Origin of the sequence: Mycobacterium stomatepiae, assembly GCF_010731715.1 — a bacterium.
Lineage (GTDB): Bacteria > Actinomycetota > Actinomycetes > Mycobacteriales > Mycobacteriaceae > Mycobacterium > Mycobacterium stomatepiae.
Genome location: NZ_AP022587.1, coordinates 747,698 through 772,398 on the forward strand (window position 1 = coordinate 747,698; position 24,701 = coordinate 772,398).

The window sequence follows — 24,701 nt, forward strand, 5'->3', positions numbered from 1 at the left end:
ACCAACTACGCGTGGCGAGTCGGCGAACAATGTGTTATTAGCCGATCTTGCGGTCGCGATGCTTGCGCCGCGAAGCCAGCTCATCCTCGGGTGCCGCGATCGACTCGCCGCCGTCCGCGCGCTCACCGGGGAAGTCGGCGATGACGCCGGTCAGCTCCCGCATGGCGCCGGACACGGCGATGCCGAACACGCCCTGACCGCCCTGCAGCAGGTCAACGACCTCTTCGGCCGATGTGCATTCGTAAACGGTGGTGCCGTCCGAGAACAGGGTGATGTTGGCCAGATCCTCGACGCCGCGCTGACGCAGGTGGTCGACGGCGACGCGGATGTTGTGCAACGAGATACCGGTGTCCAGCAGTCGCTTGACGATCTTGAGAACCAAGATGTCCTTGAAGGAGTACAGCCGCTGGCTGCCGGATCCGGCAGCGCTACGAATCGAGGGCACTACCAACGACGTGCGTGCCCAGTAGTCCAGTTGCCGGTAGGTAATCCCGGCGATCTGACAGGCGCTCGGCCCGCGGTAGCCGACTAGCTCGTCCGGCACCGAATCGTCAGGAAACAGTCCGGGCTGCACGGGTCCGCTGGCCACGGTGACGCTCGATTCACCATGAGTCGCGGCATCGTCAGCAAGGTCCAGCTGTTCTTGACGTGGCTGGTCGCTCACAGTGGTTCCCTCTCGCCGATCGCGCTCTGTCACTAGCTGCGTCCACTGGCTGTCTTCACAGCCACGTTGGCTAAGGCCCGAGTGCTTGAGAGCTTACGCTGTTCGACCACTGTCGTGCCTTAACTCGTCCTCAAAGTATGGCCGCCATAAGGGCAAGGGGCGTGCTATCCATCTGGCGTGTCGAGATCACAGTGTCAGATGAGACGGATCCGCGATATCGACGCATCAGCTTAACTCCGCGACGGCAATACTTCCGACCCGCGGTTTCGTGAATGCGCGTGTTGCCCGGCCCCGGAGTCTGGAGCCTAGGTCGCCTTGAAGTCGTCGGGTGACACGCTGTCGAGAAATTCCTTGAATTTCTCGACCTCGTCTTCGCGAACGGCGGTGTTGGATTCCTCGTCGCTCTCGTCGGGGATCAACAGACCCGCCTGTGCGAGAACGGCCTCCTCGACGTAGATCGGGACACCGACCCGAAGCGCGATCGCCACCGAATCCGAGGGCCGGGCCGACACGGTGATGTTGCGGTCGAAGACAAGGTCGGCGTAGAAAGTGCCTTCCTGCAGATCGACGATCCGGACCTCTTTGAGCGAATGCCCAAGTGCGGCAATGAGATCGCGAATCAGATCATGAGTCAGCGGGCGGGGCGGCTCGACGCCTTGTTGTTCGAGCGCGATCGCGGCGGCTTCGGACTGTCCGATCCAAATCGGCAGGTAGCGGTCACCGTTGGCCTCGCGCAGCAACAGCACCGGCTGGTTCTGCGGCTGCTCGACGCGAATGCCGACAACACGAACTTCACCCATTTGTGTCTGCCCTCCGCGCATGCCGCCGTGTCCGACTTTCACTCGGCGCGACGACCCGGTGGAGCACCATTCCTCTCCGTGTCGCCGAACACCAAGCTGTTGAGGGAAGTCTAGTCCTCAGCGTCGAAGAACGTCGCGAACGGCGGACTTGATCAGCGATGTGTGCAAAGTAATTGCGAGTGCGGCAACCTCGCGCGCCAGGTCGTCGGCGCGATCGCGGGCGCCGGCCTTGTCGGCCTTGATCATCGGCCCGGCGATTTGGGCGATCAGGTCGGACTGTCGGTCCGCGGCGGAGCGGAAGGCACGCAGATGCCGTGGCTCGACGCCGTAGTCGGACAGCGCTCGCGCGCACTGCAAGATCACGACGGTGTGCTCGTCGAAGAAGCCGCCCGGACCGGTGGTGATCACCCCGGCTTTGAGCAGCGCGGTGAGCAGGTCTTCGTCCACGCCGGCGCGGTCCAGAAGGTCTTCTCGGCTCAAGCGGACGCGGGTGGGTGCCACCGCGGCAGCATCAGATCCGGTATCGAGGGCGCCGTCGCCGTCGGTCACCGAAACCAATCGCGGTACGGCATAAGGCGATCCGAACGGCGGCAGTTCGCCGTCGGGCTGAGCATCCAGTTGCGCCCTGATCACCTTCAGCGGCAGATAATGATCGCGCTGTGCGGTGAGGATGAAGCGCAGTCGCGCGCAGTCGTACGCGGTGAATCTGCGGTATCCAGACGCGGCGCGCTGCGGCGTCACCAGTCCCTCTGCTTCCAAGAAGCGAATCTTGGAGATCGTGACATCGGGGAAATCCGGCCTCAACAGGTCCAGAACCGCCCCAATCGACATCCCGGCCAGGGCCGAGCTATCGGGTGCGCTCACTAGCCTCCGGATCCTCCGTCGTCGTCACCTTTGGGTCCGGTCAGGAACACCAAGCGGAACTTGCCGATCTGCACTTCGTCACCGTTCGCCAGCACTGCCGAGTCCACCGGCTCGCGATTGACGTAGGTGCCGTTCAGGCTACCCACATCTACGACGTGGAATTCGTTGTTTTCCAACCTGAATTCGGCGTGGCGGCGGCTCACCGTGACGTCATCGAGGAATATGTCGCTGTCGGGGTGGCGGCCGGCCGAGGTGATGGCCTGGTCGAGCAGGAAGCGCGATCCGGCGTTGGGTCCCCGTTTGACGACCAGCAATGCCGAACCCGCAGGCAGTCCTTCGACCCCGGACACCGTGCTCTCTGAGCCAGACTGCGCGGGCGCGTCCAGTTCGTTGAGGAAGTCGGCGCGGAAGACCGAAGTCGTTTCCACGGTGACTTCGTCGGAAGTCTGGTCTTGCGAACTTCCTGAGTCCATATCCGTCACGCGCTGCTCCTCACTGGCCGCTGTGGCGTTGTCTGACCGGGCCGTTCGGCCGGCTTCCCACTAGGTTTCTTGAACCCTGTATTGCCGATTACTTGCCTTCTAACGCTGTTGTGTTGACCGTACCGCGCGGTGGTTCCGATTGCGCTAGCCACCGGCAGCATCGACCGGCCCCCTCTCCCCGGCACGCAGGGCTGGCAGGGACATTAGCAACCGTCACTCGGTGAGTGTGCCGCGGTAGGCCTCGGCGTCGAGCAACCCGGAAATGGCGGACTCCAATTCCGAGCCGTCCGAGACCTGGATATCCACCAGCCAGCCGGCGTCGTAGGGATCGGAGTTGACCAGCTGGGGGCTGCCTTCCAGATCGCCGTTGACGGCAGTCACCGTGCCGGACAGCGGTGCGTACAGGTCCGACACGGATTTCGTCGATTCCACTTCACCGAACGATTCGCCCGCGGTCACCTCGGTGCCGACGTCGGGCAGCTGGACGAAAACGACGTCGCCCAGCGCCGATTGCGCGAAGTCGGTGATTCCGACCCGCACGGTGTCGTCACCGCTCCGGCGAACCCACTCGTGTTCGGCGGTGTAGTGCAGATCGGGTGGGATTTCGCTCACGGTAATCCTGTTCTGGTCTTCCGATGGGGACGTGCTCACTTGACGGGCTGAGCGTATTGGTGCGGTTTTGGTTGTCGCAAGGTGGTGACGTCGATGCGGTCGCTCTGCTGCACGGATATCTTTCCGCCGACTCGCTTGATGCTGTCCTCGGCGCCGCCGGGAATGTTCATCGCCGCGGCCAGGGTCGGCGGATCGCCAATCGCCAGAATCGAATACGGCGGCGACAACGCCTTGGTATCGATGGTCAGCGCGCCGGGCGTGCCGACCACCCAGGTGTCGACACCGACCCGCACGGATTGGTGTCCGCCGGTGACCTGGATCGCCTCGGCGCCGGCGGCCCGCAACTCGTTGATCACGTCGAGCATGACCTCCGGCGATATCCCCGGACCCGGGTCGTCGATGGTGATGGTGACGCCGGGCCCGGTCGCGCCGACCGCCCCGACCAGGATGGACAGCGCGGCCAACCGGGCCTGCGCACTTTGGATGGCGGCCTGATCGGTGTTGCCGGACGCCTGCAACGAATTCAGGGTGTTCTGCAGGTCGTTGACTTCGCCGTTCAGCGTGCCCTCGCGCTGTCGCAACGAGTCCAGCAGCACCAGCAGGTCCGCGGGGCGCGCGGTGTCCAGCGAATCACCCGACCGGGTCTGCCGGACCTGGGTGACGATCGCGATGCCGAGGACCAGACAGAGCAGGATCGCCAGCGTTCCGAACATCAGCCGGGACCGCCCGCCGCGCAACATCGAGGCCAACCCGGTCCGGCCCACCGCGCCGATCTCGGGGCGCGGACTCTTGGCGGGCAATTCGTGACGGCCGCGCGGTGCGGCGTCGTCGGATTCGGATTTGGATTTGGTGTCGTCGTGCCGGGTTGGGGCGTCACGACTTTCGTCGTCGGGCGGTCCCACTGGCTGGTCCTGGCTCACGCTGGCCTCACGCCCCGAAGAGCCTGCGCCGCAGCGCGGCGGCGTTGCCGAAGATCCGGATACCCAACACGACGATGATGGCTGTCGACAACTGCGTCCCGACACCCAACTGGTCACCGACGTAGACGATCAGCGCCGCCACGAAGACGTTGAACACGAACGAGATCACGAAGACTTTGGGGTCGAAGATCCGCTCCAGGTAGGCACGCAGTCCGCCGAACACCGCGTCGAGTGCGGCGACGACCGCGATGGGCAGATAAGGCTGGACGACCTCGGGCACCGCCGGGTGGAAGACCAAACCCAGCACGATGCCGACCACGAGAGCCGCGATACCGATCATGCGCGATCTTTTCTCACTAGGGCCCAATCTGTTTGGCGAACTTGACTTCCCGGACCGATCCGGCCGGCAGCGAGAGACCGTCGGAGACGTTCACCGCGATGCCGACACCGTAGGAGAGTTCCAGCAGCCTCAGGCGTTGCATTCCGGGACTGCTCTCGAAAGCGTCGCGCATCGCGTTCGGCGGCCCGACCGCGAGGATCGTGTACGGGCTGCTGGTGGGGTTGTTGTCGACCAGGATCGCTCCCCCGGCCTGACGGATCGTCACGTTCGGCCCGATCCGTACCCCGCCGACCGAGATCGCTTCGGCGCCACTGGCCCACAGCGAATTGACGACGAGCTGCAAGTCCCGGTCCAGGATGATCTGCCGGCTCCCGGTCACCCGCTGCTTGGACACGTCGGAAAGATTCGGGCTGGCACCGGGATCGGTCACTTTCACGGTCAATCCGGGACCGATGATCGCGGTGCTGGCCGCGGCAAGGCCGAGACCGTCCAGGCGGCTCAGCAGCCGCTGGCCCTCGGCGTCGTCCGCCAGCGCGAGTCGCTGGACGTCGTCGACCTGGCGTGACAACTTGCTGCGCTGCTGGGCCAATTTCGTGTCGGATTCCTCCGTCGACCGCACGCTGCGCGCCAGCAGGCCTTGAGCCGTGCGCACCCCGGGTTCCACCGAACGGGCTTGGGCGACCGCGGCGGCGAAGACGGTGGCGACCAGGGTCGCGGCCAGGGCCTGCCACAGCCAGCCGAAGACGCGGGTCCGACCGCTGGCCGGTGCGGTCTCGGTGGCGCGCCGTTCGGCGGCCGCGGCGTAGCCGGGGTCCAGATGCTCCGACAGCAGCGCGCGCAGCAGCGACGGTACCGGAATCAGCGTCGGGCCCGCGGCATGCGCGCTGCGGCCCGCGTTGGGGTCATACCCGCCCAGCAGGCGATCCGGTTCAGGCATGCTCACCCACCCTGGGCATCCGGCGCATCACCAAGGCCATCTGGACCGCGTACAGGACGAATGACCACAGGTAGGCGTACATACCCCAGATCAGGAAGCCCCAACCGCAGGCGCCGATCACGCGGCTCCACAACGCATCCCACGTTCCGAGCAAGACGAGCGGAAAGCCCGACATCAGGGCGAAGGTCGCGGCTTTGCCGACATAGGTCACCGGCAACGCCGACAATCCTCGACTGCGCAGCAGCGGCAGCGTGGCGGCCAGCAGCCCGTCGCGCACCAGCAGGGTGATGACGAACCACCACGGCACGATCCCGCTCAGCGCCAGCACGACGGGCACGGTCACCATGTAAAGCCGATCGACCGCCGGATCCAGCAGAACGCCCAGCCGCGACGATTGGTTCAGGGTGCGCGCGATCTTGCCGTCGGCCCAGTCGGAGGCGCCGCTGAACATCAGGATCGCGACCGCGAGGGCGTTGGCGTGCGCGAATACCAGCACATAGATGAAGACCGGGATGAGCACCAGGCGAAGGGCGCTCAACAGGTTGGGCACTGTCAGCACCCGGTCTGGCGGAACCGGCTCCATGAGCCGTGACATTAGCCCGGTGCCGATCCAGTCCGCATCGCGGGACGAACCGGTCTAGCGGAATACCCCGGGCAGGCTCAGCGTGGACAACGTGTCGTCGGACAACGGGTTGTCGTTGACCATGTATGTCCACGTCGACGTCGGTCGTGCCAGTTTGGACAGATCCAGGCCCGGTTCCTCTTCGAGAATGTTCGCCGTCTCGAAGGTCTGCTGCGCCGCCTCGATCGCGTCGGCGGCCAGCGACGCGAACGCGTCGACGGCCATCCGGTGAAATTCGTCGAGCGGGTTCTGCCGGCCCAGCGCACGCAGATGGATGCTCTCGCGAATGTCGGCCAGGTAGGCCAAGTGATCGGCCCAGCCGCGGTCGAGGTGATACAGCATGATCTGCCGGCAGATCGTCTCGAGCCGTTCTTCGGAGATGCCGTCGGTCCCGGCCAGCTCCTCGTAGCGCTTTGGCGCCAGCTCTTCCAGCTCTTCACGCGCGGTTGCGGTGCGCAGCAACGTGTTTCGGCGGTCCACGATGATGGCACGCTGCTGGGCGATCAGCTGGTTGTAGCGCCAGGTGTTCGCGTGCACGTCCAGCAGCCGGCCCTCGGCGACGCGCTGGGCGTGATCGAGCAGGCCGTTGGTCTTCGGGCTGACGATCCTGCCGTCCTCGTCGGTCTGCTCGGGCAGCTTGTTGCGGTCGAGGTTGGCCGCAACGACGTCGTCCTCCCAGCTGGAGAAGAACACCGACGAGCCGGGGTCGCCCTGGCGTCCGGCGCGGCCGCGCAACTGGTTGTCCAGCCGCTCGGTGTGATGGCGGCCGGTGCCGACGACGTGCAGCCCGCCCAGCTCGGCGACCCGGTCGTGATCGGCCTCGTCGGAGCCGCCGAGCCGGATATCGGTGCCCCGCCCGGCCATTTGGGTGGACACCGTGACCACGCCGTACTTGCCGGCCTCGGCGATCACCTGCGCTTCCTCGGCGTCGTTCTTGGCGTTGAGCACGACGGCCTTCACACCGCGGCGCACCAGGCGCTCGTGCAGCTCCTCGGACTCGGCCACGTCGCGGGTACCCACCAGCACGGGCTGGCCGGTTTCGTGCACCTCGGCGATGTGAGCGACGATCGCGTCGTTCTTGGCCGCGGCGGTGACGTACACCCGGTCGGACTCGTCTTCGCGAATGTTGGGCTCGTTCGGCGGAATTGGCGAGACACCCAGCTTGTAGAACTGGCGCAACTGCTCACCGGCGGCCAGCGCGGTGCCGGTCATGCCGCACACCGTCTTGTACCGGTTGATCAGCGCCTGCACCGTGATGGTGTCGAGTACCTCGCCGGTCTCGGTGGTCTCGATGCCTTCCTTGGCCTCGACGGCGGCCTGCAGACCGTCCGGCCAGCGCTGCAACTGCGCGATGCGGCCGCGAGAGGAGTTGATCAGGTGCACGGCGCCGTCGCGGACGATGTAATGCACGTCGCGGTGCAACAGCACATGGGCGTGCAGCGCGACGTTCACCTCGGTCAGCGTGGTGACGACGTGTTCCTCGGAGTACAGATCGATACCGCCGAGCGCCTTCTCGACCTTGCGCGCGCCGGCATCGGTGAGATGCACGTTGCGGCTGTCGGAGTCGGTGTCGTAGTCGGTGTCGGGGGCTAGCTCGCCCACCAGCTTGATGATCTCGAGCCGCGGCGTTTCCCGGTGTGTGGTGCCGGCCAGCACCAGCGGCACCAACGCCTCGTCGACCAGCACGGAGTCGGCTTCATCGATAAGGGCCACATCGGGATTGGGCGATACCAGGTCGTCGACATCGGTGACCAGCTGATCCCGCAGCACGTCGAAACCGATCTCGTTGACCGAGGCGTAGGTGACGTCGCAGTCGTAGGCCGCGCGGCGCTCCGCGCTCGTCGACTCCGCGGTGATCCAGCCGACCGTCAGCCCCATAGCCTCGATCAGCGGGCCCACCCATTCCGCGTCGCGGCGGGCCAGGTAGTCGTTGATGGTGACCACGTGGACGTGCCGGCCGGCGATCGCGTATCCGGCCGCCGCGATCGCGCCGGCCAGGGTTTTGCCCTCACCGGTCGCCATTTCGATCACGTCCCCGTCGAGCATGCGCAGCGCGCCCAGCAGCTGAACGTCGAACGGCCGCAACCCCGCTGACCGCTCCGCGGCTTCCCGGGCGATCGCCAGGAACTGCGAGATGTCCTCGGAGTCCGCCAGATCGTCGAGGTTGAGCAACCCGGTCGCCTTGCGCAGCTGCTCGTCGGACAGGCCGGCGGCCTTCTCGTCGTATTCGGACGAGTCGCTGACCTGGGAGAGGGAGCGCGAGCGGTTCTTTTCCGTACTAGCGCCGAGCAGCTTCCAAAATCTGCTGCTCAGGCGGCCCGGCTGGGTGCGGGTGGTCTTTGGCACAGGTCAACGGTACGCGGTGAGCTGCGCCGACCCATCAGGCGAGGTTCGATCGGCGCGGATAGGCGATCGTCGGATCGGTGAGCACATTGACGACCGCGGGCAGGCCGCTGGCAAAGGAGCGTTCCAGCGCGGGCCGCAGCTCGACGGGGGCCGACACCAGCTCGCCGTGGCCGCCCAGGGCCCGGACCACCTCGTCGTAGCGAGTCCCGGGACGCAGCTCCGCCACCACCGAGTAGCCGTAGATCGCCTCCATCAGATGCTTCTCCAGCGCCCAGATTCCGTTGTTGCCAATCACCGACACGACCGGCACCTGGTGACGCACCAGCGTGTCCCATTCCATGCCACTGAAGCCGAAGGCGCCGTCGCCCTGCAGCAGCACGACCTGTCGCTGCGGGTGGGCCAGTTTGGCCGCCAGCGCGTAGCCGGGACCGGAGCCCAAACAGCCGAACGGGCCACTGTCCAGCCAGCAGCCCGGCTGATAGCTGTCGATCATCCGGCCCGCGTAGGAACCGAAATCACCGGCGTCGATCACCACGATGGCGTCGCGGTCCAGCATCGGCTTCAGCGCGGCGTACACCCGCATCGGGTGCAGCGGGATTCGGTCGTCAGCGAGATCCGCGGCTTCCTGATCGCGCGCGGCGGTCTCCGCGGTTCGCAGCGCATCGATCCAGTCGCCGTGGTCGGTGCCGCTCGGCCCGGATAGTGCCGAGAGAATGCCGGTCAGGTCGCCGTAGGGGGCCGCGGCGATCGGCCGGGGATGTTCCCGGTCGGGTTCGGCCCGATCCGCGACGATGAGTTGGGTCTGCGGCCCGAAGACCTTGCCAAAGCCCAGCCGAAAATCCATCGGCACCCCGACGACGAGTGCGACGTCGGCCTCGCCCAGCGCTTTCGCCCGCGCCCGTGAGAAAGCCAACGGGTGATCGGCGGGCACGACGCCGCGGGCCATGCCGTTCATCAGCACGGGGATCCGCCGCTCCTCGGCCAGCCGGAGCAGCGCGGCCTCGGCGTGTCCCCACCACACGTTGGTGCCGGCCATGATCACCGGGCGCCGCGCGGACGCCAGCAGGCTGGCGGCGCGGTCCAGGGCGTCGCCGTCGGGGGCCTGCGGTGGTGGCGGCTCGGTCAGCGCGCCGGGACGGCCGTCGTCCTCGGAGACGGCGAACACGTGATCCATCGGAAAGTCGACGAAGCCCACACCCGAGGGCGCGCCTACGGCGGCGCGCAGTGCCTCGTCGACAAGGCGGCCCGTGTCGGCGGCGGACTGCGCGGTGGCCGAAAAGCGCGCCAGCGGTGCCACGAACGGCACGTGGTCGATCTCCTGCAGCGATCCCTGGCCCCAGCGCCCGGCGGGCGCCCGCCCACCGAGCACCACCAGCGGTGAGTGGTTTTGCTGCGCGGCCGCCATAGCACTCATGCCGTTGGTGACACCGGGTCCTGCGGTGAGCGCGGCGACGCCGGGCACCCTCGTCACCTTCGACCAGCCCTCGGCGGCGAACGCCGCGGTCTGCTCGTGGCGGGTGTCGATCAGTCGAATGTCCTCGTCACGGCAGCCGTCGTACAGGGAGAATAGGTGGCCGCCGGACAGCGTGAAAAGGGTGTCGATGCCGCTCGCCCGCAGGCGCCGGGCGATCAGCCGGCCGGCATGGACGATCTGGCTGGACGGAGCGTCGATGCTCATCCTGGCAGCCTAACCGCCGGTCTCGGGTACCTTCGCGGGGAAGCATTCGCCACGAGGCTCCTCAGGATGCCTCGATAGCAAGGAGACGTCGAAGTTGGGTCCCACGCTATTCAAGCCATCCATCGACTGGTCGTCGGCACTTGCGGACTCGCTGCAGTGGGTCGCCATCGCCTGGACGATCGCCGCGGTCGTTGTGGTCGTCGTGCTGGTCGCGTTCAGATATTTCACGCCGTGGGGCCGCCAGTTCTGGCGGATCACCCGCGGTTACTTCGTCGGTCCGGCCAGCCTCAAGGTGTGGGGCCTCCTCGGGGTGCTGCTGCTGTCGGTGTTACTTGCCGTGCGGCTCACCGTGCTGCTCAGCTACCAGGGCAACGACCTGTACACGTCGGTGCAGATCGCGGTCCAGGGGTTGGCCGCCGGCGATGACACCGTCAAACAGTCTGGTATCCATGGCTTTTACATGTCGCTGTGGATTTTCACCGTACTGGCCACGCTCTACGTCGTCCGATTCATGGTCGACATCTACATCACCCAGCGGTTCATCATCTCCTGGCGCATGTGGCTGACCGCCCACCTCACCGACGACTGGTTGGACGACAGGGCCTATTACCGGGATCTGTTCATAGACAACACGATTGACAACCCCGACCAGCGTATCCAGCAGGACATCGACATCTTCACCGCCAACGCCGGTGGAACCCCGAACAACCCGGCCAACGGAACGGGCAGCACGTTGCTGTTCGGAGCCGTCAACGCGGTCGCTTCGGTGATCTCGTTCGCCGCGATCCTGTGGAACCTGTCCGGGGACCTGACCCTGTTCGGCATCACGCTGCCGCGGGCCATGTTCTGGACTGTGCTGGTCTACGTGCTGATCGCGACAGTCGTGGCGATTTGGCTTGGGCGCCCGCTGATTTGGTTGAGCTTCAATAACGAGAAGCTCAACGCCGCGTTCCGTTATGCCCTGGTGCGGTTGCGCGACGCCGCGGAAGCGGTCGGCTTCTACCGAGGCGAGCGAGTCGAGCGGGCGCAGCTGTGGCGCCGCTTCACGCCGATCATCGAAAACTACCGCAAGTTCGTCCGCCGGACGATCATCTTCAACGGCTGGAACTGGTCGGTGTCGCAGGCAATTGTCCCGCTGCCGTGGATCATTCAGGCACCGCGGTTGTTCGCCGGCAAGATCAACTTCGGCGACGTCGGCCAGACCGCGACGGCGTTCGGCAACATTCACGACTCGCTGTCGTTCTTCCGGAACAACTACGACGCGTTCGCGTCGTTCCGGGCCGCCATCATCCGCCTGCACGGATTGGTCGACGCCAACGCCCAGGGGCGCGCGCTGCCCGCGGTGCTGGTCAAGCCGAGCCAGGACAAGACGGTCGAGCTGGCCGGCATCGAAGTCCGTACGCCGGCCGGAGATCAGCTGATCGACTCGCTCGATATCGAGCTCGACAGCGGCGACTCGCTGGTGATCACCGGGCGCTCGGGTGCCGGCAAGACCACCTTGCTGCGCAGCCTCGCCGAACTGTGGCCGTATGCCTCCGGAACCCTGTGCCGTCCCGACGGCGACAACGCGACGATGTTCCTGTCGCAGTTGCCCTACGTGCCGCTGGGCAGCCTGCGCGGCGTGGTGTGCTATCCGAATTCGCCGGACGACATCACCGACGGTGAACTGCATGACGTGCTGACCAAGGTGGCGCTGGCCCCGCTGATCCACCGGCTGGACGAAGAGCACGACTGGGCCAAGGTGCTCTCGCCGGGTGAGCAGCAGCGCGTGGCGTTCGCCCGGATTCTGCTCACCAAGCCGCGGGCCGTCTTCCTCGACGAGTCGACTTCGGCACTCGACGAGGGACTCGAGTTCGCGCTGTATCAGCTGCTGCGCACTGAGCTACCTGAGTGCGTCGTGGTCAGCGTCAGTCATCGCCACACCGTCGAGCAACATCACGAGCAGGAGTTGCAACTACTCGGCGGCGGCCGTTGGCAGCTGGGTCCGATCGGCCAGGAGCCCGCGACGGTTTAGCGGTGTGCGGCCGCATGCGTTCCGGCGCGGCGGCCGAAGAACGAGCCCTCACCCAACTGAGTGCCGCTGGCATAGCCCTTGCCGTCCTGCGCGATGTTGGACGCGCACGCCCCGACCGCGTACAGGCCGGGTACCACCGTGCCGTCTTCGCGCAGCACCTCACCGTCCAGGGACGTCGCCAGCCCGCCGACGGTGAATCCGGCGTACATCGCCTTGCCCAGCGACATGTCGAACGCGCCCCAGGGGCCTTTATCTTGCGCCGCAAGGAATTCCGGCTGCTTGTGAAAGTCGGGATCTTCACCCTTGGCCGCGAATTCGTTGTAGCGGTCCAACGTCGCTACCAGGTTCCCCTCGGGAATGCCAAGCGCCGCTTCCATTTCGGGGACGGTCTCCCAGCCGTCGATGAGCGGCACCAGCGGCATCGTCGGGTGCTCCAAGTGCGCTTCGTCGACGATCAAGTACGCCGCGCTGTCCCGCTGATCCATGATGAAGCCGGACGTACGGGAGTGATAGCAGTCCTCGGCGACGAAGCGCTGCCCCTGCTTGTTGACGATTATCCCGGTCAGCAGGATCGACGGCGGGTAGGGCGGAGCGGTGATGAAGATCTGATCCATGTGCTGGGTGGCGCCGCCGGCCGAGACCCCCATCCGGATACCAAGGCCATCGTCATAGGTATTGCCGAGCACGAACGGCTTCTCCGCCAGTTTTGGGGTGTACCTGGCTACCATCTCCGGATTCATCACGAATCCCCCGGCAGCAATGATGACCGACTTTGCTTTGATCGCACCGGTTTCGGTGAACTGCTTCCAGGTCGCGCCGGTCACCGCACCCGAATCGTCCACGATGAGTTCGGCGGCGCCGGTCTCGTAACGGATCTGCACGCCAAGGCTGGCGGCCCGTTTGAGCAACAGGTCGATCACCATACTGGCGCCGCCGGTGTCACCGGGCACCGGCACCTTGTGGCCGCGCGGCGCCGGCACGGCCTGCTCCAGGAAGGGCCATACCTTTTCGTTGCCGGTGAACATCAAGCCCTCGGTGTTGGGCTGAATCACCGCCTTGCCCGGGAAGTAGCTCCGCTCGAACTGGAAACCCAGATCCTCGAGCCAGTTGAAATGCTCGACGCTGCCGTCGGCATAGGCGCGAATCTTGGCCTGGTCAGGCTCGCGAGAGACCGCGACCAAATACTTGTACATCTCCTCGGGCGAGTCTGGGTGGCCGGTGGCCTGCTGGACCGCGGTCCCGCCACCCAGGTAGAAATGGCCGCCGGCAAGCGACGTCGTCCCGCCTGCCACGGCGGCGCGCTCCAGGACCAGCGCCCGCGCCCCGGCGGCCGCCGCGCTGACTGCCGCGCAGCCGCCGCCGATGCCGAAGCCGATCACCAGCACATCGACGTCGTCCGACCAGGACGTCACTGTGTCCGCGTTGACCGTCGCCGGGATCTCGGTGCTCATTGGCGCCACTCCTCCTGTTCGCTGCGCTCTGCGTCGCAGGCGCGGCTCACCGTTGCTCTCGTTTGATGTAGTCGTAAAACGCCCGCATCTCGGGCGAGATGTAGGCGATCTCCACAAACGGTACCGCCGCATGTGGTGCCGCGAGGTAAGCGAATTGGATTCCGCCGGGCATCACGCCCTGCTGCACCACCTCGGCGCCGTGGTTGGCGGCGTCGGCCAGCGCCGCATCGAATTGCTCGGGGCTTTCGACCTCCATGCAGATGTGGTGCAAACCCGGTGTGGAGTCACGAAGAAATTCACTATAGACGTTCTCCCCGCTGACCGGTTCGATCAGCTCCAGCTGCATGTCGCCGAGATAGCTCAGGGAGATGCTGGCGACGAAGTCGGCCGGTTTGCCACGGTAGCTACAGCTGTCTGGAGCAAAGTGCACGTCGGGTATCCGCACCCACTTCCGGGCGCCTAACAAGCCGGTGAGAGCCATTTCGGTGGCGTCCAGACTCCGAGTGACCCAGGCGATCTGTGTCGGCGATTGAACTTCAAGCGTCATCGATTGGCAGGATAGCCCAGTCGGTCGGCCCCCAGAAAGGGCCAAGAATTCTTTGCCGCAATCCGATGCCAGGCGTCCGGAAACACCGGGTGAACACATTCTAATTCGGGGCCCCGGCCCGCTGCGTCAATGCCGGGCGAGCACATCGACCAGCAGCCCAACCTGGGAATCGAAGACGGCTCCCGGGTCGGTCACGGTGTCGGCGCCGTACTGTCCGAACACCTCGAGGTTGATCGCGCCCAGCACCCCGGCCCAGAACAAGAAGCACTTGGTGATGACGGCGTCGTCGCCGGGAAAGCCGAACTCCTGTCGAATCCGATCGAAGTCCGATGACATCGGTTGCGGGACCACAGTATTGGTCAGCCTGATATCTCCCGTGGTGATTCCGGCGGCGATCGCGTCGAAGATGGCTCCTACCACGCGGGTGCCCACTCCGACGGTGCGTTCGGCAGGGGCGTGATATCCGGGGACCGGGCTGCCGTATAGCAGCGCCCATTGCGCGGGATGCTCTACTGCCCACTGCCGCGTGGCCCGGGCGATCGCGATGACGTCGTGACTCCACAGCTCGTCCGCGCTGTCGCGGGCCCGGTCCACGGCATTGGCCAGGTCCGAATAGGCGTCCACCAGCAACAGGGTGAGCAGTTCGTCGCGACTGGACACGTACCGGTACACCGCCGAGGAGACCATGCCCAGGTCGCGCGCTATCGCGCGCAGCGATAGCCCGGCCGCGCCGCGATCGGCCAGATGGCGCCGACCCAGCTCGACGATGCGCTTCTCGATCTGTTCGCGCGACTCCTGGCGTTTGCCCACGTAGTCAGTTTGGCACAAACCGAGATCACCGCTCTTGCTTTTCGTCGGCCGTTGTGCCATTGTGACCTCCTGAGAGAGCACTGCTCTCGAGATGTTCGAGACTCCGCCGAGAGGATCCACGATTTCCACGCGCTACGAAGAACCCAACCGCGTCGCCCGCGCCGGAAGCGCCGTCATCCGCTGGCTAGCCGACCTCGGGATCAGCATCGCCGGGACGCGGTCACTGCATGTACGCGGGCGCAAGACGGGCAAGCAGCGCGCCGTGGTGATCAATCTGTTGACCGTCGACGGCGTGGACTACCTCGTTTCGCCGAGAGGCAACACGCAGTGGGCACGCAACGTCAGGGCGGCGGGAGTCGTCGACGTGGGGCCGCGCTGGCGGCGGCGAAGCCTCGCGGCCACGGAGGTCGACGACGCGGCCAAACCCGATTTGTTGAAGCGCTACCTCGATAGGTGGTACTGGCAGGTCAAGGGCTATGTCGCGGGCCTGACGCCGGATTCCAGGGCCGACGAGTTCCGGGCCGGCGCTCCGTCGATACCGGTGTTCGTGCTCGGGCCGCGGTGACGCGCGCTAGCTGGGGTTGACCTGCCCGGCCATGTCCTGGTGAACCTGTTCAGAGGTGGATCGCCAGGAGACCGCCGCGGGAAAGTCGCCCCACATGCTGTTGAAGATCCCGACGATCTGCCCCGGGCCCGCCGCAGGGGCCAGATAGACCGGGCCGCCCGAGTCGCCGGGATGGCTCTGGACACCGTGCGACATGGTGAACCAGCCGTTGTTGACGGCTTCGACGGTCCCGCAGGTTTCACCGGTGGAGACGCCGAAGTGGCAGACCGCCTGGCCCGGCTGCAGCGCCACGTTCGGGCTCGAGACCAGCGGCCGCCCGCCCGGCAGAATGTTGTTCAGCGGAATATTGGGATCCAGCGCGATCACCTCGTAGTCGCTGATCGCCTGGTCGACGGCGACGGTCGAGCCGCTGGGCGTGTCGTCGCGGAAGGTCGCGAGATGGCCGATCGGGTTGCGATTCTTGTCGGTGACGATGTTTCCGGTGCTGCGGCAGTGCCCCGCGGTGTACGCGATTCTCGCGGCCTGATCGACGTAGCCCAGCGTGCACAAGCGGTTGTCCTGAAGGATCTCCATGCCCGGCGACACCACTATTGGATCTGCGTGCGCGGTGGCGGCCGGCAAACCAGGTGCGCAGGCCGCGGCGGCGATACCCACGGCCAGCACGCGAAGTGCCCTGCGATACACCATGGACGGACTCCGTTCCGTCAAGGTCGGGACGTGCTCCGACCACAAGTTGAGATTGCGCCGTTACTGTTTCGACATCGACCGATTCGCGGTCGGCGTTACATCGACGAGGCCACCCGAACGGAGTCGCCGGTCACGGCAGCGGGCCGCGGAGTCCAGCCCGGCGGTCCGAATACGTAGCCCAGCCGGTCGCGAAGCCGCCGCGCCGAGCGCCAATCGCGCGCGATCGCGACGTATTCGCGCGTCTGCAGGTTCCAGATGTTGAAGGTGTCCACCTGCTTGGTGAGGCCGTAATGGGGGCGGAAGGTCTCGGCCTGGAAACTGCCGAACAAGCGGTCCCAGACGATGAAGATCCCGCCGTAATTCTTGTCCAGGTACTCCTGATCCATCCCGTGGTGCACCCGGTGGTGCGACGGTGTGTTCAAGACGAATTCAACGGGCCGCGGCAGCTTGCCGACCCGCTCGGTGTGCACCCAGAACTGATAGATCAGGTTCAGCGACCAACTGAAGAACACCATCCAGGGCGGAAGACCCAACAGCGGCAACGGAATCCACAGCAGGATCTCGCCGCTGTTGTTCCACTTCTGGCGCAGCGCGGTCGCGAAGTTGAAGTACTGGCTGGAGTGATGGGCCTGGTGGGTGGCCCAGATCAGCCGCACCCGGTGCGCGATCCGGTGGTAGGCGTAGTAGAGCAGGTCGACACCCAGGATCGCGATGACCCAGGTGTACCACTGACCGACCCAGAGATGCCACGGTGCCAGATAGGCGTAGATGGCCGCGTAACCGAGCAACGCCAGGGTCTTCCAGGCGGCCGTGGTGGCCACCGAGACCAGCCCCATCGAGATGCTGGTCATCGAGTCGCGGGCGAGATAGGCCCCGGACGCCGGCCGGTCGGCCGCCTCGAGGCGCTCTAATTTGCGAGCCGCCGTCCACTCGAGCGTCAGCAGCAGCAGGAAGAACGGGATCGCGAACAGCACCGGGTCCCGCATCTGCGGAGGCAACGCGAGCCAGAACCCGGTGACGGCATGCACACCGATAGATTACGGCCATCGGTCCTGGATGCCGGCATCCCTGTCTGCTCAGGCTTTGGAGAGTTGTCCCCCGGCGCCCGCAGCCGCGACGGTCGTGGTCGTCGGGGCCGGGCCGACCGGGATCGAAATTGGCTGCGAGCTGCCGAGCCGGTTGCGCGCGTTATTCGCCGGAGTCCAGCGAGCCGATGCTGACCCTTCGAATCCCTTGGTATGTAACTGTTCTCGATCTGAGAGCGGCCGGCGCGGTCTACACCGAAGGATGGAATCGGGTGGTGGTCTCCACGGGCGCGCAAGCCAAGTCCACCAAGCAGACCATCAACTGCCGGCGGATCTATCCCCCACTGACCGGCGCTCGCGCCGTCCTGCTGGCCGCGGCAGCACCCGAGCTCCAGGCTCGCCCGTAGCCGACCGAGTCCCCGTCAGTCGGACTGCGCGTCGTCACCGGCGTACCACTGCACCGCGCGAACTCCGGGCTGCAGGGACAGCTCGGCGACCAATCGCTCGAGCTTGGCCGGCGTGTGGCCATCCACGAGAAGGTGGGCGGTCAAAGTGATTTCGTCCTCGGCGGCCTGCCCGGTGTGGATGCCGCGCAGCGTGAGGTCGTTGCTGCTGGCGTGCTGGACCAGTTGGGCGCGGGCGTACTTCTCGGATTTCGGGCGACAGATCGCCTGTACCAGAAAGGGGCGACGGCCTTCGTCTTCCTCCGCGTCGTTGTCGTGGTCGATCGCCCGCCCCAACGGGCGGCCCACCAGGTGGATGGTGATAACGGCGCCGGTGGCGATCAACGTGAAGAGTAGGTTCCCCGAGGCGGCCAGCACACCTATCGCCGCCGAGCACCACAGGGTGGCGGCGGTATTGAGGCCCCGCACGTTGACACCCTCGCGCAGGATCACCCCACCACCGAGGAATCCGATACCGGACACCACATAGGACGCGACCCGGGTGGGGCTGCTGTCCTGGGTGGCAACCGCGTACAGCACGAACAACGTCGCACCCGCGGCGACCAGCGCGTTGGTCCGCAGCCCGGCCCGGCGCGCTCGCCATTGCCGTTCCATACCGACCAGGGCGCCGCAGCCGACCCCGACGCCCAGCCGGAGCGCGAAATCGGCGACGCTCAGTGTCTGCGCCATACCCAACTCCTTCCCCCGACGGCGGACCCCCGGCCCCGCGGCGATACCGGCAGCGACCAGCCAACCATCGTCAGGTGAACAGCAGATGGATACTTCCGCGCGGCGGCATCGCCGGCCGTCGCTACTGCGCAGCCGGCCGATTGTTGGTGAGCTGTTGCGGGCAGTAGTACTTCGCCGCGATCCCGACGAACAGGGTGGCGTGATCGGTGGTCAATCCGGGGTTTTTGCGTTGCAGGTCCCCAATCAGCTCCGAGCCGGATTTGCCCGCGCTGATCAAGCCGCAGACCGCCCTTCCGAATGCGACGGCCTGACCCGAGTCGGTGTAGGTGATGCCCGCGCTGCGCACGGTCGCGAGGAAGCCGGCGTCGTCCGGACTGCCGTCCGGATCGGCGTGGGCGGGAGCGCTCAAGACGATCGTCGCGGAGACGCCAAGCAGCGCTAGGAGCGGTCGCATCAGCTCAGCCGACCCTCGATCAGGCCTTCGAAAGTTGGTGCGGGCAATAGAATTTCGCCGAGATCAAAGCGAAGTCCGATGCCATCTCCATACTCATTCCGGGGTTGTGGTTCTTCACGTCGTGCACCAGCTCCAGGCCCGATTCGCCGTTGTTCAAACACGAGCACACCGCCCGCGCCGCCGTGACGGCTGAACCCTCGCTCGAGAAGCTGAAGCCGGCTTGGCGCAGGGCAGCCACGAAGGCCCCGTCGTCACCGTCCGGCTCGGGCACTGGTTCGGCGTACGCCGGCGCCGCCAGGCCGATCATCGCGAAGACACCGAGTACCGCGAATAGCCGTTTCATCAATTACCTCCTTTCGTGCTGAACCAAATCCCTGAATTAGGTTGTTCCTCAACCTAATTGCGCATCTTCGGACGGGATGACCTTGGACTTGCCCTTCTTCAGATGCACCGCGTGGATACCCGGCTTCTTGGCCAGCTGCTCGAGCAGTGCGTCGAGGCCTTTCTCATCGACGTTGTGATGCTGCACGGTTTCGGGCTTCTCCGAAATCTGTGCCACCAAACGTTTCAGGTGTTCCGGCGAGTTCTTGTCTTTGAGGTCTTTGAGCGGTTTCATCCGGTTGCGGACGCTAGCGTTTACCACGGTGGGACCTCCGGCGCCCATCGCGCTTCCCAGCATTCCCGCCATGCCCATCGAGCTGAACAGGCTGCCCTCGCCTAACGCCGTCGCCGGGATGGCCTCCGGCCCGGCGGCCGTCAAGGCGGCCGCCACCGTTCTGATCGCCGGCGTCGACGAGGCCCAGCTGGGCGGAACCGTCAGCGATCCGACCAGCGTGCCCCGAGCGAAACCCGCCGTAGGCGAGATCGCGTCGAACAGGGTGCCCCGGGTGAAGCCCAACGCGCCCAGACCAGCTCCCAGCGCGTCTTTGGGGAGTGCGCCGTACGCCACCGGCGGGGCGAACTTGAGCCACTGCGACACCGGGAAGTTGATCAGCAATCCGATGTCGTTGAACTGCGTGGTGAGGCCCAGGGGCACTTTGACGGCGTTGTACATGGCCGTGTAGAAGCTCGCTCCGCCCGGAATGGTGTTCAGCAGATTCGTCCAGAAGTTTTGGTAGGCCGTGGCGATGTCGGCAAGACCCGCCAGCGGCCCGGTAGCGCCGCTCGTCGCGGCGGCCGCGGCCACCGCATTCGCCGCGTTGCCGGTCGCGGAGCTGGACGACGCGCTGACCGCGGCCGCCTGCATCGCCGGCCCCTGCTCGTTCGTGGTCTGGGGTGCCGGACTGAACTCGACCAGCCCGTTGGACGCCGTCGCCGAGGAGGCGAAATAGGTGTCCATCGCCTCGCCGTCCTGCGCCCACATTTCGCCGTATTGCGCCTCGGCGGCCGCGATCGCCGCGGTGTTCTGCCCGAGCAGGTTGGTCGCCATCAGCTCCGCGAGCAGTTCGCGGTTGGCCGCGATGATCGGCGGCGGCACGTGCGCGGCGAATGCCGTTTCGTAGGCAGTGGCTGCCTGCGTCGCTTGGGCCGCGGTTTGGGCCGCCTGCGTCGCGGTTTGTTGCATCCATTCCACGTAGGGAGTGACCGCGGCCGCCATGGCGAGCGACGACGGGCCCACCCAAGGTCCGGTGGTCAGATTCGCGACCACCGACGAGTAGGAGGTCGCGATCGACTGCAATTCGGCGGCCAGGTTCTCCCAGGCCGTCGCGGCCGTCACCAACGACTCCGCACCCGGACCGGCGTATATGCGGCCCGAGTTGAACTCCGGTGGAAAGGCTCCGTAAAACATGTCGTACCCCTTACCTGGTGGCGAGCGCTTGGCGGGACGGTGCCGGGCTGCTGTGCGTGCTCATCGCGATCAGTCCTCCAGGTCCGGTATGACGATGATGGTGGCGGCGGCGGGGTCGGCTTCGGCGACCAGACTGCCCAGTGCGGCTGCCGTCGCGGCATTGCCGTTCACCGTGTGGGTCGAGGCGGCAGCGACGGCGCGACCGGCCAGGCTGGACAACGCCATCTGGCTGAACACGCCTTCCTCGCCGATCAGCGAGGCGGCCGGGGCGGCCGCCAGGTTGGCGGGCAACGACTGCGCGAGCATTCTGATGTTCGGGGCCGCCTCGGTCCAGCCCTGTGGCACCGATATGCCTCCGACCAACGCCGACCTGCCCATCGACCCGGTGACCGGAGCTTCACTGACGGCAGAGCTGAGCATGGGGTGAACCGCGCTGGGCACCCTGGTCAGTGGTTCCAACGCGCCCTTGATGAATTTTGGCCCGGATAGGTACGCCGCGGCGCTCTGTCCGTTCTGGCCCCAGGCGTACGCCTGACCGAACGACAGGAATGGACCACCGGGAATCGTGGTCCATGACTGCGGCGAGAACACACCGGTGATGGCGCTCCAGATGGTGTTCCAGTTGGTGATGGCGGGCGGCACGGTCAACCCTGTCGACGGGGCGGCGGCGGCGGGTGCCGCGGCGACATTTGTCGTCACGGCCTGGGAGAGTTGCAGGGCGGCGTGGGTACCCGACGTGGTACTCGACTGGGCTACCGCGGCCGCTTGTGCCTGTGATCCGGAATTGTTGATGGTCTGCGGTGGTTCGGTGAACGGCGCCAGCTGCGACGCCGTCGCCGATGAACCGGCATATCCATACATCGCGGCGGCGTCCTGCGCCCACATCTCCATGTACTGGGCTTCGGTGGCCGCGATCGCCGGGGTGTTCTGGCCCAGGATGTTGGTGGCGATCAATGTCGCGAGCAGCGAACGGTTGGACGCGATGATCGGCGGTGGGACCGTCGCCGCGAACGCCGCTTCGTAGGCGACCACCGCGAGTTTGGCCTGAGTGGCGGCAAACTCGGCATGGGCACCGGTCGCGCTCATCCATTGCACATACGGTGCCGCTGCCGCCGCCATCGCGATCGAGGAAGGTCCGGTCCAGGGGCCCACGGACAGGCTTTGAATTGTCGAGCCGTACAAGGCCGCGGCCGAGTGAAGCTCCCCCGCTAACTCGTCCCAGGCCGCCGCGGCGGCCAACATCGGCCCCGATCCCGCGCCGACATACATCCGACCGGAGTTGATCTCCGGTGGTAGGGCCCCGAAGTCCAACATTTTTTTACCTCGCCTCCCTCATTTGGCCGCCATGGTAGGCGCGGTTCCATGACCCTCGCCGCAAACGCGCCGAGCTCTAATGAAATCCATCGAATCCGCATTGTATAACACGTGTTTAATGACTACACCCTCGTGCTCTGTCGACTGAGAATTTCTCAGGATCACTATCGGTCCTCGATACATGTTCGCAGCCTCGATATGACGATTAGTTTGACCATTAATTATTCGCGACGCGTTCCCTTTGGGTAATCGCGGTGTAAAAAAGAGATCTCATCGTGTTGAGCACCCGTGTGAGATCGTGCGCGTGACGCAGCTAATACTGCTAGTATCAAACTAGCAGTATAACGCCTATGAATCCAATATCCAGCGACGAGCTGCAAGAGGGGCTGCACGGTTTGCAAGTGACAAATCCACGCTGGCCCGGTAGCGAACTCGATGATATTAACTTCAATTGAAGACGATTGCTAAGTCGTTGACTCAGCCTTCTTTCGGCCGCCAATCATATTGGGTAATCTTTTTGATAATGAGAGCGTGAAAGTGCCGCAATCAAAGCCGCGTGCAGATAGATCGATGGTCGCCTATCGCGCGATGCGCGTTTACTATCTAAAGACAAGCGGCGCTGACAATTTGGTTGCCAAATTTCCTCCATCATACAATTTTTTTGCCCGCAAAAATTTGCGAGTCTATATGTCACCGGGAAATTCCGAGCTACCCCGGGCAATGAGGGTCTGGCGTGCCGATGCCTCAACATCGGACCAAAAGTCAGGTGCGGCAAGCGCATCGCGGGTGCTGGGTCGTTGCCCGGCTCGGGGCCAGGCGAGCCGCACCCGGATCGGATCGTTACGGGCGTCGACAGCGCCGAATTGACAGTCAATAATTCATATCGCGCTCCCCTAAATTTCACCTAACGAAAACAGGTAGAACTGCTATAAAGCTTATTGACTTCTGAGTGTTTGCTGTGAGGGCGGCGATCCTCGGGTAAGTGCCATTGCTCTTGCGCTAAGGTTGCGCGCCGCAGACCGCAGTCACCACGCGGGCACCGGCTAAACCAGCTGCCGGCACCCGCGGGAAGCGCCGGCCGTCAGCCGGCGCTCGTGCTTAGCTAGCCGCCACCGGGAACCGGAGCGTCGCCACCACTGTCGGTCGCCAACAGGTTGGGGCAGTAGGCGCTTGCGGCCGCTTTGGCGAACTTAGCGGCGCTGGCCATCGTGAATGCGGGGTTGAGATCGCGGATGTCTCTGATGATGTCGAGTTGTGAGGTCCCCGAGCTGGCCAGGTCGCACACCTTTTGGCCTGCCTTAATAGCGCGGTCCGGGTCGCGGTAGGTGATGCCCGCCTGATTGAGCGCGGCCAGGAAGGCATCATCGCCAGGATCGGCGTGAGCCGGTGCGGCCAGGCCGGCCAAGGCGAGCGCGCTGGCCAGGAATGGTAGGGCTTTCATAGGTCGATTAGCCGGCGGCGGGTGGGCGTCCGATGACGCGGGGGCGGAATCCGTAGATCGGGTCAGCGAATTCATCCTCATGCGGAGTCGGAACGCCCGCCAGCGGAACCCCGGGCATACCCACTGCCCCGGCCTCTTCCATCACCATCGGGGTGGCGGCGCCGAAGCTGTGATATGCCCCGGCTCCGACCTGAGTCGTTGCCGCCACCGTGGACACCGTTGCCCCCGAAGCGGCCCAGGCGGGCGGGACGGAGAGCGCCCCGACCAGGCTCGCCTGTCCCACCGCCGCCGTTGTTGCCGCGCCCGGCAGGCTCGTCACCGATGACACAGCAGCGGCACTAAGGCCGGCGGACAGATCCTCCAGGCCCGAAGTGGTCGCTCCTATGGCGCTCAGCGAGTTGACCGTCATCTGCGAGTCGACGAAGGTCGTCGGGTTCAGAATGCCGTTGGTGGTAAAGGCGTTCGACAGACCCGACACCGAGGCGTTGTTCAGGAAAGCCCCGAGCAGATTCTGCTTGGAATTGCTGAAAATGTTCATGATCCCGGCAAGTCCGGTCGTGGACGTATTCGAGTTGGGCGACAAGCCAAGCCAGTCCCAGATGCTGGTCGCCTGAGTCGCGGCGGGGGCCGCCAGGGCGTTGTTGACCGCGTCGGCCTGCAACGCCGTGGCGTCGGTGGCTGTGTCGGACTGCGGCTCGCTAAACATCGTCATGGTGCTGGCCGCGCGCGAGGCCGTGGCGTAGCTAGTCATCGCCGAGGCGTCTTGGGCCCACATCTCGCCGTACTGAGCCTCGGTGGCCGCGATCGCCCCGGTGTTCTGACCGAAGATGTTGGACGCCACCAGGTTTGCCTGCAGCGTGCGATTAGCCGCCACCACCGGCGGAGGCACCGTCGCGGCAAACGCCGCCTCATAAGCCGCCGCGGCCGCATTGGCCTGCGCGCCGGCCTGTTCGGCCTGGGCCGCGGTGGTGTCCAACCACGCGATATACGGCCGCACCGTCGCCGCCATCTTCGCCGACGTCGGACCCAGCCACCCCTCACTGATCAGTGAATTGATCACCGCCTCGTAATTGGTTGCCGCCGAACGCAACTCAGCGGCCATCGCGTTCCATGCGGCCGCGGCCGCCAGCATCGATCCCGACCCGGCGCCGGCATACATCTTGGCCGAGTTGACTTCAGGCGGTAACGCCCCGAAATTCAGCATGA

General features: G+C 65.5%; 25 protein-coding genes and 1 pseudogene. 3 read left to right on the plus strand and 23 right to left on the minus strand.

Annotated elements, in window-relative coordinates:
- Positions 1–37: 37 nt before the first annotated feature.
- The 11 genes from G6N54_RS03685 to G6N54_RS03735 form a co-directional block, all read right to left on the minus strand.
- Positions 38–664, minus strand: a complete 627-nt coding sequence (locus G6N54_RS03685) for a MerR family transcriptional regulator (RefSeq protein WP_163788624.1) — start codon at positions 662–664, stop codon at positions 38–40.
- A 305-nt stretch (positions 665–969) separates the two neighbouring features.
- Positions 970–1,464: a bifunctional nuclease family protein gene (locus tag G6N54_RS03690; protein WP_036469133.1), complete on the minus strand. Its 495-nt coding sequence runs from the start codon at positions 1,462–1,464 to the stop codon at positions 970–972.
- 117 nt (positions 1,465–1,581) lie between these two features.
- Entirely contained in the window at positions 1,582–2,328 is a 747-nt protein-coding gene (gene ftsR, locus G6N54_RS03695; protein ID WP_163788625.1) for a transcriptional regulator FtsR, read from the minus strand.
- Positions 2,328–2,801 carry a glycogen accumulation regulator GarA gene (gene garA / locus G6N54_RS03700; RefSeq protein ID WP_276056613.1) on the minus strand — a complete coding sequence of 158 codons (474 nt, stop codon included), beginning with the start codon at positions 2,799–2,801 and terminating at the stop codon, positions 2,328–2,330. Before garA ends, ftsR begins: the two co-directional genes overlap by 1 nt.
- A gap of 222 nt (positions 2,802–3,023) precedes the next feature.
- Positions 3,024–3,422, minus strand: coding sequence for a glycine cleavage system protein GcvH (gene gcvH / locus G6N54_RS03705; RefSeq protein WP_163788627.1), 399 nt, complete (start codon positions 3,420–3,422; stop codon positions 3,024–3,026).
- 35 nt (positions 3,423–3,457) lie between these two features.
- Positions 3,458–4,222, minus strand: a complete 765-nt coding sequence (locus G6N54_RS03710) for a DUF881 domain-containing protein (RefSeq protein WP_276056612.1) — start codon at positions 4,220–4,222, stop codon at positions 3,458–3,460.
- A gap of 127 nt (positions 4,223–4,349) precedes the next feature.
- The gene (locus G6N54_RS03715; RefSeq protein WP_036469126.1) at positions 4,350–4,682 is read right to left on the minus strand and encodes a small basic family protein; all 333 of its coding nucleotides are present in this window, start codon (positions 4,680–4,682) and stop codon (positions 4,350–4,352) included.
- Between the two features lie 16 nt (positions 4,683–4,698).
- Complete coding sequence (locus tag G6N54_RS03720; protein ID WP_163788629.1) at positions 4,699–5,619, minus strand: DUF881 domain-containing protein; 921 nt, start codon at positions 5,617–5,619, stop codon at positions 4,699–4,701.
- The gene (locus G6N54_RS03725; protein ID WP_163788630.1) at positions 5,612–6,202 is read right to left on the minus strand and encodes a CDP-alcohol phosphatidyltransferase family protein; all 591 of its coding nucleotides are present in this window, start codon (positions 6,200–6,202) and stop codon (positions 5,612–5,614) included. Before G6N54_RS03725 ends, G6N54_RS03720 begins: the two co-directional genes overlap by 8 nt.
- A 54-nt stretch (positions 6,203–6,256) precedes the next feature.
- Positions 6,257–8,587 (minus strand): accessory Sec system translocase SecA2, encoded by a 2,331-nt coding sequence (secA2, locus tag G6N54_RS03730; protein ID WP_163788631.1) that lies wholly within the window; start codon positions 8,585–8,587, stop codon positions 6,257–6,259.
- 34 nt (positions 8,588–8,621) lie between these two features.
- Positions 8,622–10,265 carry an acetolactate synthase gene (locus G6N54_RS03735; protein ID WP_163788632.1) on the minus strand — a complete coding sequence of 548 codons (1,644 nt, stop codon included), beginning with the start codon at positions 10,263–10,265 and terminating at the stop codon, positions 8,622–8,624.
- Between the two features lie 94 nt (positions 10,266–10,359).
- Between G6N54_RS03735 and G6N54_RS03740 the strand changes: the two genes are divergently transcribed.
- Positions 10,360–12,279 carry an ABC transporter ATP-binding protein/permease gene (locus G6N54_RS03740; protein WP_163788633.1) on the plus strand — a complete coding sequence of 640 codons (1,920 nt, stop codon included), beginning with the start codon at positions 10,360–10,362 and terminating at the stop codon, positions 12,277–12,279.
- Here the strand turns inward: G6N54_RS03740 and G6N54_RS03745 are convergent.
- The 3 genes from G6N54_RS03745 to G6N54_RS03755 form a co-directional block, all read right to left on the minus strand.
- Positions 12,276–13,730, minus strand: coding sequence for an FAD-binding protein (locus G6N54_RS03745; RefSeq protein WP_163788634.1), 1,455 nt, complete (start codon positions 13,728–13,730; stop codon positions 12,276–12,278). The genes G6N54_RS03740 and G6N54_RS03745 overlap by 4 nt on opposite strands.
- A gap of 46 nt (positions 13,731–13,776) precedes the next feature.
- The gene (locus G6N54_RS03750) at positions 13,777–14,277 is read right to left on the minus strand and encodes a VOC family protein (protein ID WP_163788635.1); all 501 of its coding nucleotides are present in this window, start codon (positions 14,275–14,277) and stop codon (positions 13,777–13,779) included.
- A gap of 126 nt (positions 14,278–14,403) precedes the next feature.
- Positions 14,404–15,087 carry a TetR/AcrR family transcriptional regulator gene (locus tag G6N54_RS03755; RefSeq protein ID WP_197939571.1) on the minus strand — a complete coding sequence of 228 codons (684 nt, stop codon included), beginning with the start codon at positions 15,085–15,087 and terminating at the stop codon, positions 14,404–14,406.
- A 121-nt stretch (positions 15,088–15,208) separates the two neighbouring features.
- Here G6N54_RS03755 and G6N54_RS03760 point away from each other — a divergent pair, with 121 nt between their 5' ends.
- Positions 15,209–15,652 carry a nitroreductase/quinone reductase family protein gene (locus G6N54_RS03760; protein WP_163794493.1) on the plus strand — a complete coding sequence of 148 codons (444 nt, stop codon included), beginning with the start codon at positions 15,209–15,211 and terminating at the stop codon, positions 15,650–15,652.
- A 6-nt stretch (positions 15,653–15,658) separates the two neighbouring features.
- Here the strand turns inward: G6N54_RS03760 and G6N54_RS03765 are convergent, their stop codons facing one another.
- Entirely contained in the window at positions 15,659–16,339 is a 681-nt protein-coding gene (locus G6N54_RS03765) for an Rv1815 family serine proteinase (RefSeq protein ID WP_163788636.1), read from the minus strand.
- Between the two features lie 95 nt (positions 16,340–16,434).
- Positions 16,435–17,325, minus strand: a complete 891-nt coding sequence (locus G6N54_RS03770; RefSeq protein ID WP_163794494.1) for a sterol desaturase family protein — start codon at positions 17,323–17,325, stop codon at positions 16,435–16,437.
- Between the two features lie 224 nt (positions 17,326–17,549).
- Here G6N54_RS03770 and G6N54_RS03775 point away from each other — a divergent pair.
- Positions 17,550–17,771: pseudogene (locus tag G6N54_RS03775) on the plus strand (NAD(P)/FAD-dependent oxidoreductase); the annotation flags it as partial.
- 15 nt (positions 17,772–17,786) lie between these two features.
- Here the strand turns inward: G6N54_RS03775 and G6N54_RS03780 are convergent.
- The 7 genes from G6N54_RS03780 to G6N54_RS03810 form a co-directional block, all read right to left on the minus strand.
- The gene (locus tag G6N54_RS03780) at positions 17,787–18,497 is read right to left on the minus strand and encodes an MgtC/SapB family protein (RefSeq protein ID WP_163788637.1); all 711 of its coding nucleotides are present in this window, start codon (positions 18,495–18,497) and stop codon (positions 17,787–17,789) included.
- Positions 18,498–18,618: 121 nt separating this feature from the next.
- Positions 18,619–18,951 carry a DUF732 domain-containing protein gene (locus G6N54_RS03785; protein ID WP_163788638.1) on the minus strand — a complete coding sequence of 111 codons (333 nt, stop codon included), beginning with the start codon at positions 18,949–18,951 and terminating at the stop codon, positions 18,619–18,621.
- A gap of 19 nt (positions 18,952–18,970) precedes the next feature.
- Positions 18,971–19,297 carry a DUF732 domain-containing protein gene (locus G6N54_RS03790; protein ID WP_163788639.1) on the minus strand — a complete coding sequence of 109 codons (327 nt, stop codon included), beginning with the start codon at positions 19,295–19,297 and terminating at the stop codon, positions 18,971–18,973.
- 45 nt (positions 19,298–19,342) lie between these two features.
- Positions 19,343–20,740 carry a PPE family protein gene (locus G6N54_RS03795; RefSeq protein WP_163788640.1) on the minus strand — a complete coding sequence of 466 codons (1,398 nt, stop codon included), beginning with the start codon at positions 20,738–20,740 and terminating at the stop codon, positions 19,343–19,345.
- 69 nt (positions 20,741–20,809) lie between these two features.
- The gene (locus tag G6N54_RS03800) at positions 20,810–22,054 is read right to left on the minus strand and encodes a PPE family protein (protein WP_163788641.1); all 1,245 of its coding nucleotides are present in this window, start codon (positions 22,052–22,054) and stop codon (positions 20,810–20,812) included.
- 1,102 nt (positions 22,055–23,156) lie between these two features.
- Positions 23,157–23,495 (minus strand): DUF732 domain-containing protein, encoded by a 339-nt coding sequence (locus G6N54_RS03805; RefSeq protein WP_163788642.1) that lies wholly within the window; start codon positions 23,493–23,495, stop codon positions 23,157–23,159.
- A gap of 7 nt (positions 23,496–23,502) precedes the next feature.
- The gene (locus tag G6N54_RS03810) at positions 23,503–24,699 is read right to left on the minus strand and encodes a PPE family protein (RefSeq protein ID WP_163788643.1); all 1,197 of its coding nucleotides are present in this window, start codon (positions 24,697–24,699) and stop codon (positions 23,503–23,505) included.
- Positions 24,700–24,701 lie beyond the last annotated feature (2 nt).

What these genes read in the sequence shown, in the direction of transcription:
- G6N54_RS03750 (WP_163788635.1), bottom strand. Translation starts at nt 14,277, where the DNA reads ATGACGCTTGAAGTTCAATCGCCGACACAGATCGCCTGGGTCACTCGG.
- G6N54_RS03810 (WP_163788643.1), bottom strand. Translation starts at nt 24,699, where the DNA reads ATGCTGAATTTCGGGGCGTTACCGCCTGAAGTCAACTCGGCCAAGATG.
- G6N54_RS03745 (WP_163788634.1), bottom strand. Translation starts at nt 13,730, where the DNA reads ATGAGCACCGAGATCCCGGCGACGGTCAACGCGGACACAGTGACGTCC.
- G6N54_RS03770 (WP_163794494.1), bottom strand. Translation starts at nt 17,325, where the DNA reads ATGCGGGACCCGGTGCTGTTCGCGATCCCGTTCTTCCTGCTGCTGCTG.
- G6N54_RS03725 (WP_163788630.1), bottom strand. Translation starts at nt 6,202, where the DNA reads ATGGAGCCGGTTCCGCCAGACCGGGTGCTGACAGTGCCCAACCTGTTG.
- G6N54_RS03690 (WP_036469133.1), bottom strand. Translation starts at nt 1,464, where the DNA reads ATGGGTGAAGTTCGTGTTGTCGGCATTCGCGTCGAGCAGCCGCAGAAC.
- G6N54_RS03715 (WP_036469126.1), bottom strand. Translation starts at nt 4,682, where the DNA reads ATGATCGGTATCGCGGCTCTCGTGGTCGGCATCGTGCTGGGTTTGGTC.
- G6N54_RS03765 (WP_163788636.1), bottom strand. Translation starts at nt 16,339, where the DNA reads ATGGTGTATCGCAGGGCACTTCGCGTGCTGGCCGTGGGTATCGCCGCC.
- G6N54_RS03805 (WP_163788642.1), bottom strand. Translation starts at nt 23,495, where the DNA reads ATGAAAGCCCTACCATTCCTGGCCAGCGCGCTCGCCTTGGCCGGCCTG.
- garA (WP_276056613.1), bottom strand. Translation starts at nt 2,801, where the DNA reads ATGGACTCAGGAAGTTCGCAAGACCAGACTTCCGACGAAGTCACCGTG.
- G6N54_RS03785 (WP_163788638.1), bottom strand. Translation starts at nt 18,951, where the DNA reads ATGCGACCGCTCCTAGCGCTGCTTGGCGTCTCCGCGACGATCGTCTTG.
- G6N54_RS03735 (WP_163788632.1), bottom strand. Translation starts at nt 10,265, where the DNA reads ATGAGCATCGACGCTCCGTCCAGCCAGATCGTCCATGCCGGCCGGCTG.
- G6N54_RS03800 (WP_163788641.1), bottom strand. Translation starts at nt 22,054, where the DNA reads ATGTTGGACTTCGGGGCCCTACCACCGGAGATCAACTCCGGTCGGATG.
- G6N54_RS03795 (WP_163788640.1), bottom strand. Translation starts at nt 20,740, where the DNA reads ATGTTTTACGGAGCCTTTCCACCGGAGTTCAACTCGGGCCGCATATAC.
- G6N54_RS03720 (WP_163788629.1), bottom strand. Translation starts at nt 5,619, where the DNA reads ATGCCTGAACCGGATCGCCTGCTGGGCGGGTATGACCCCAACGCGGGC.
- G6N54_RS03780 (WP_163788637.1), bottom strand. Translation starts at nt 18,497, where the DNA reads ATGGCGCAGACACTGAGCGTCGCCGATTTCGCGCTCCGGCTGGGCGTC.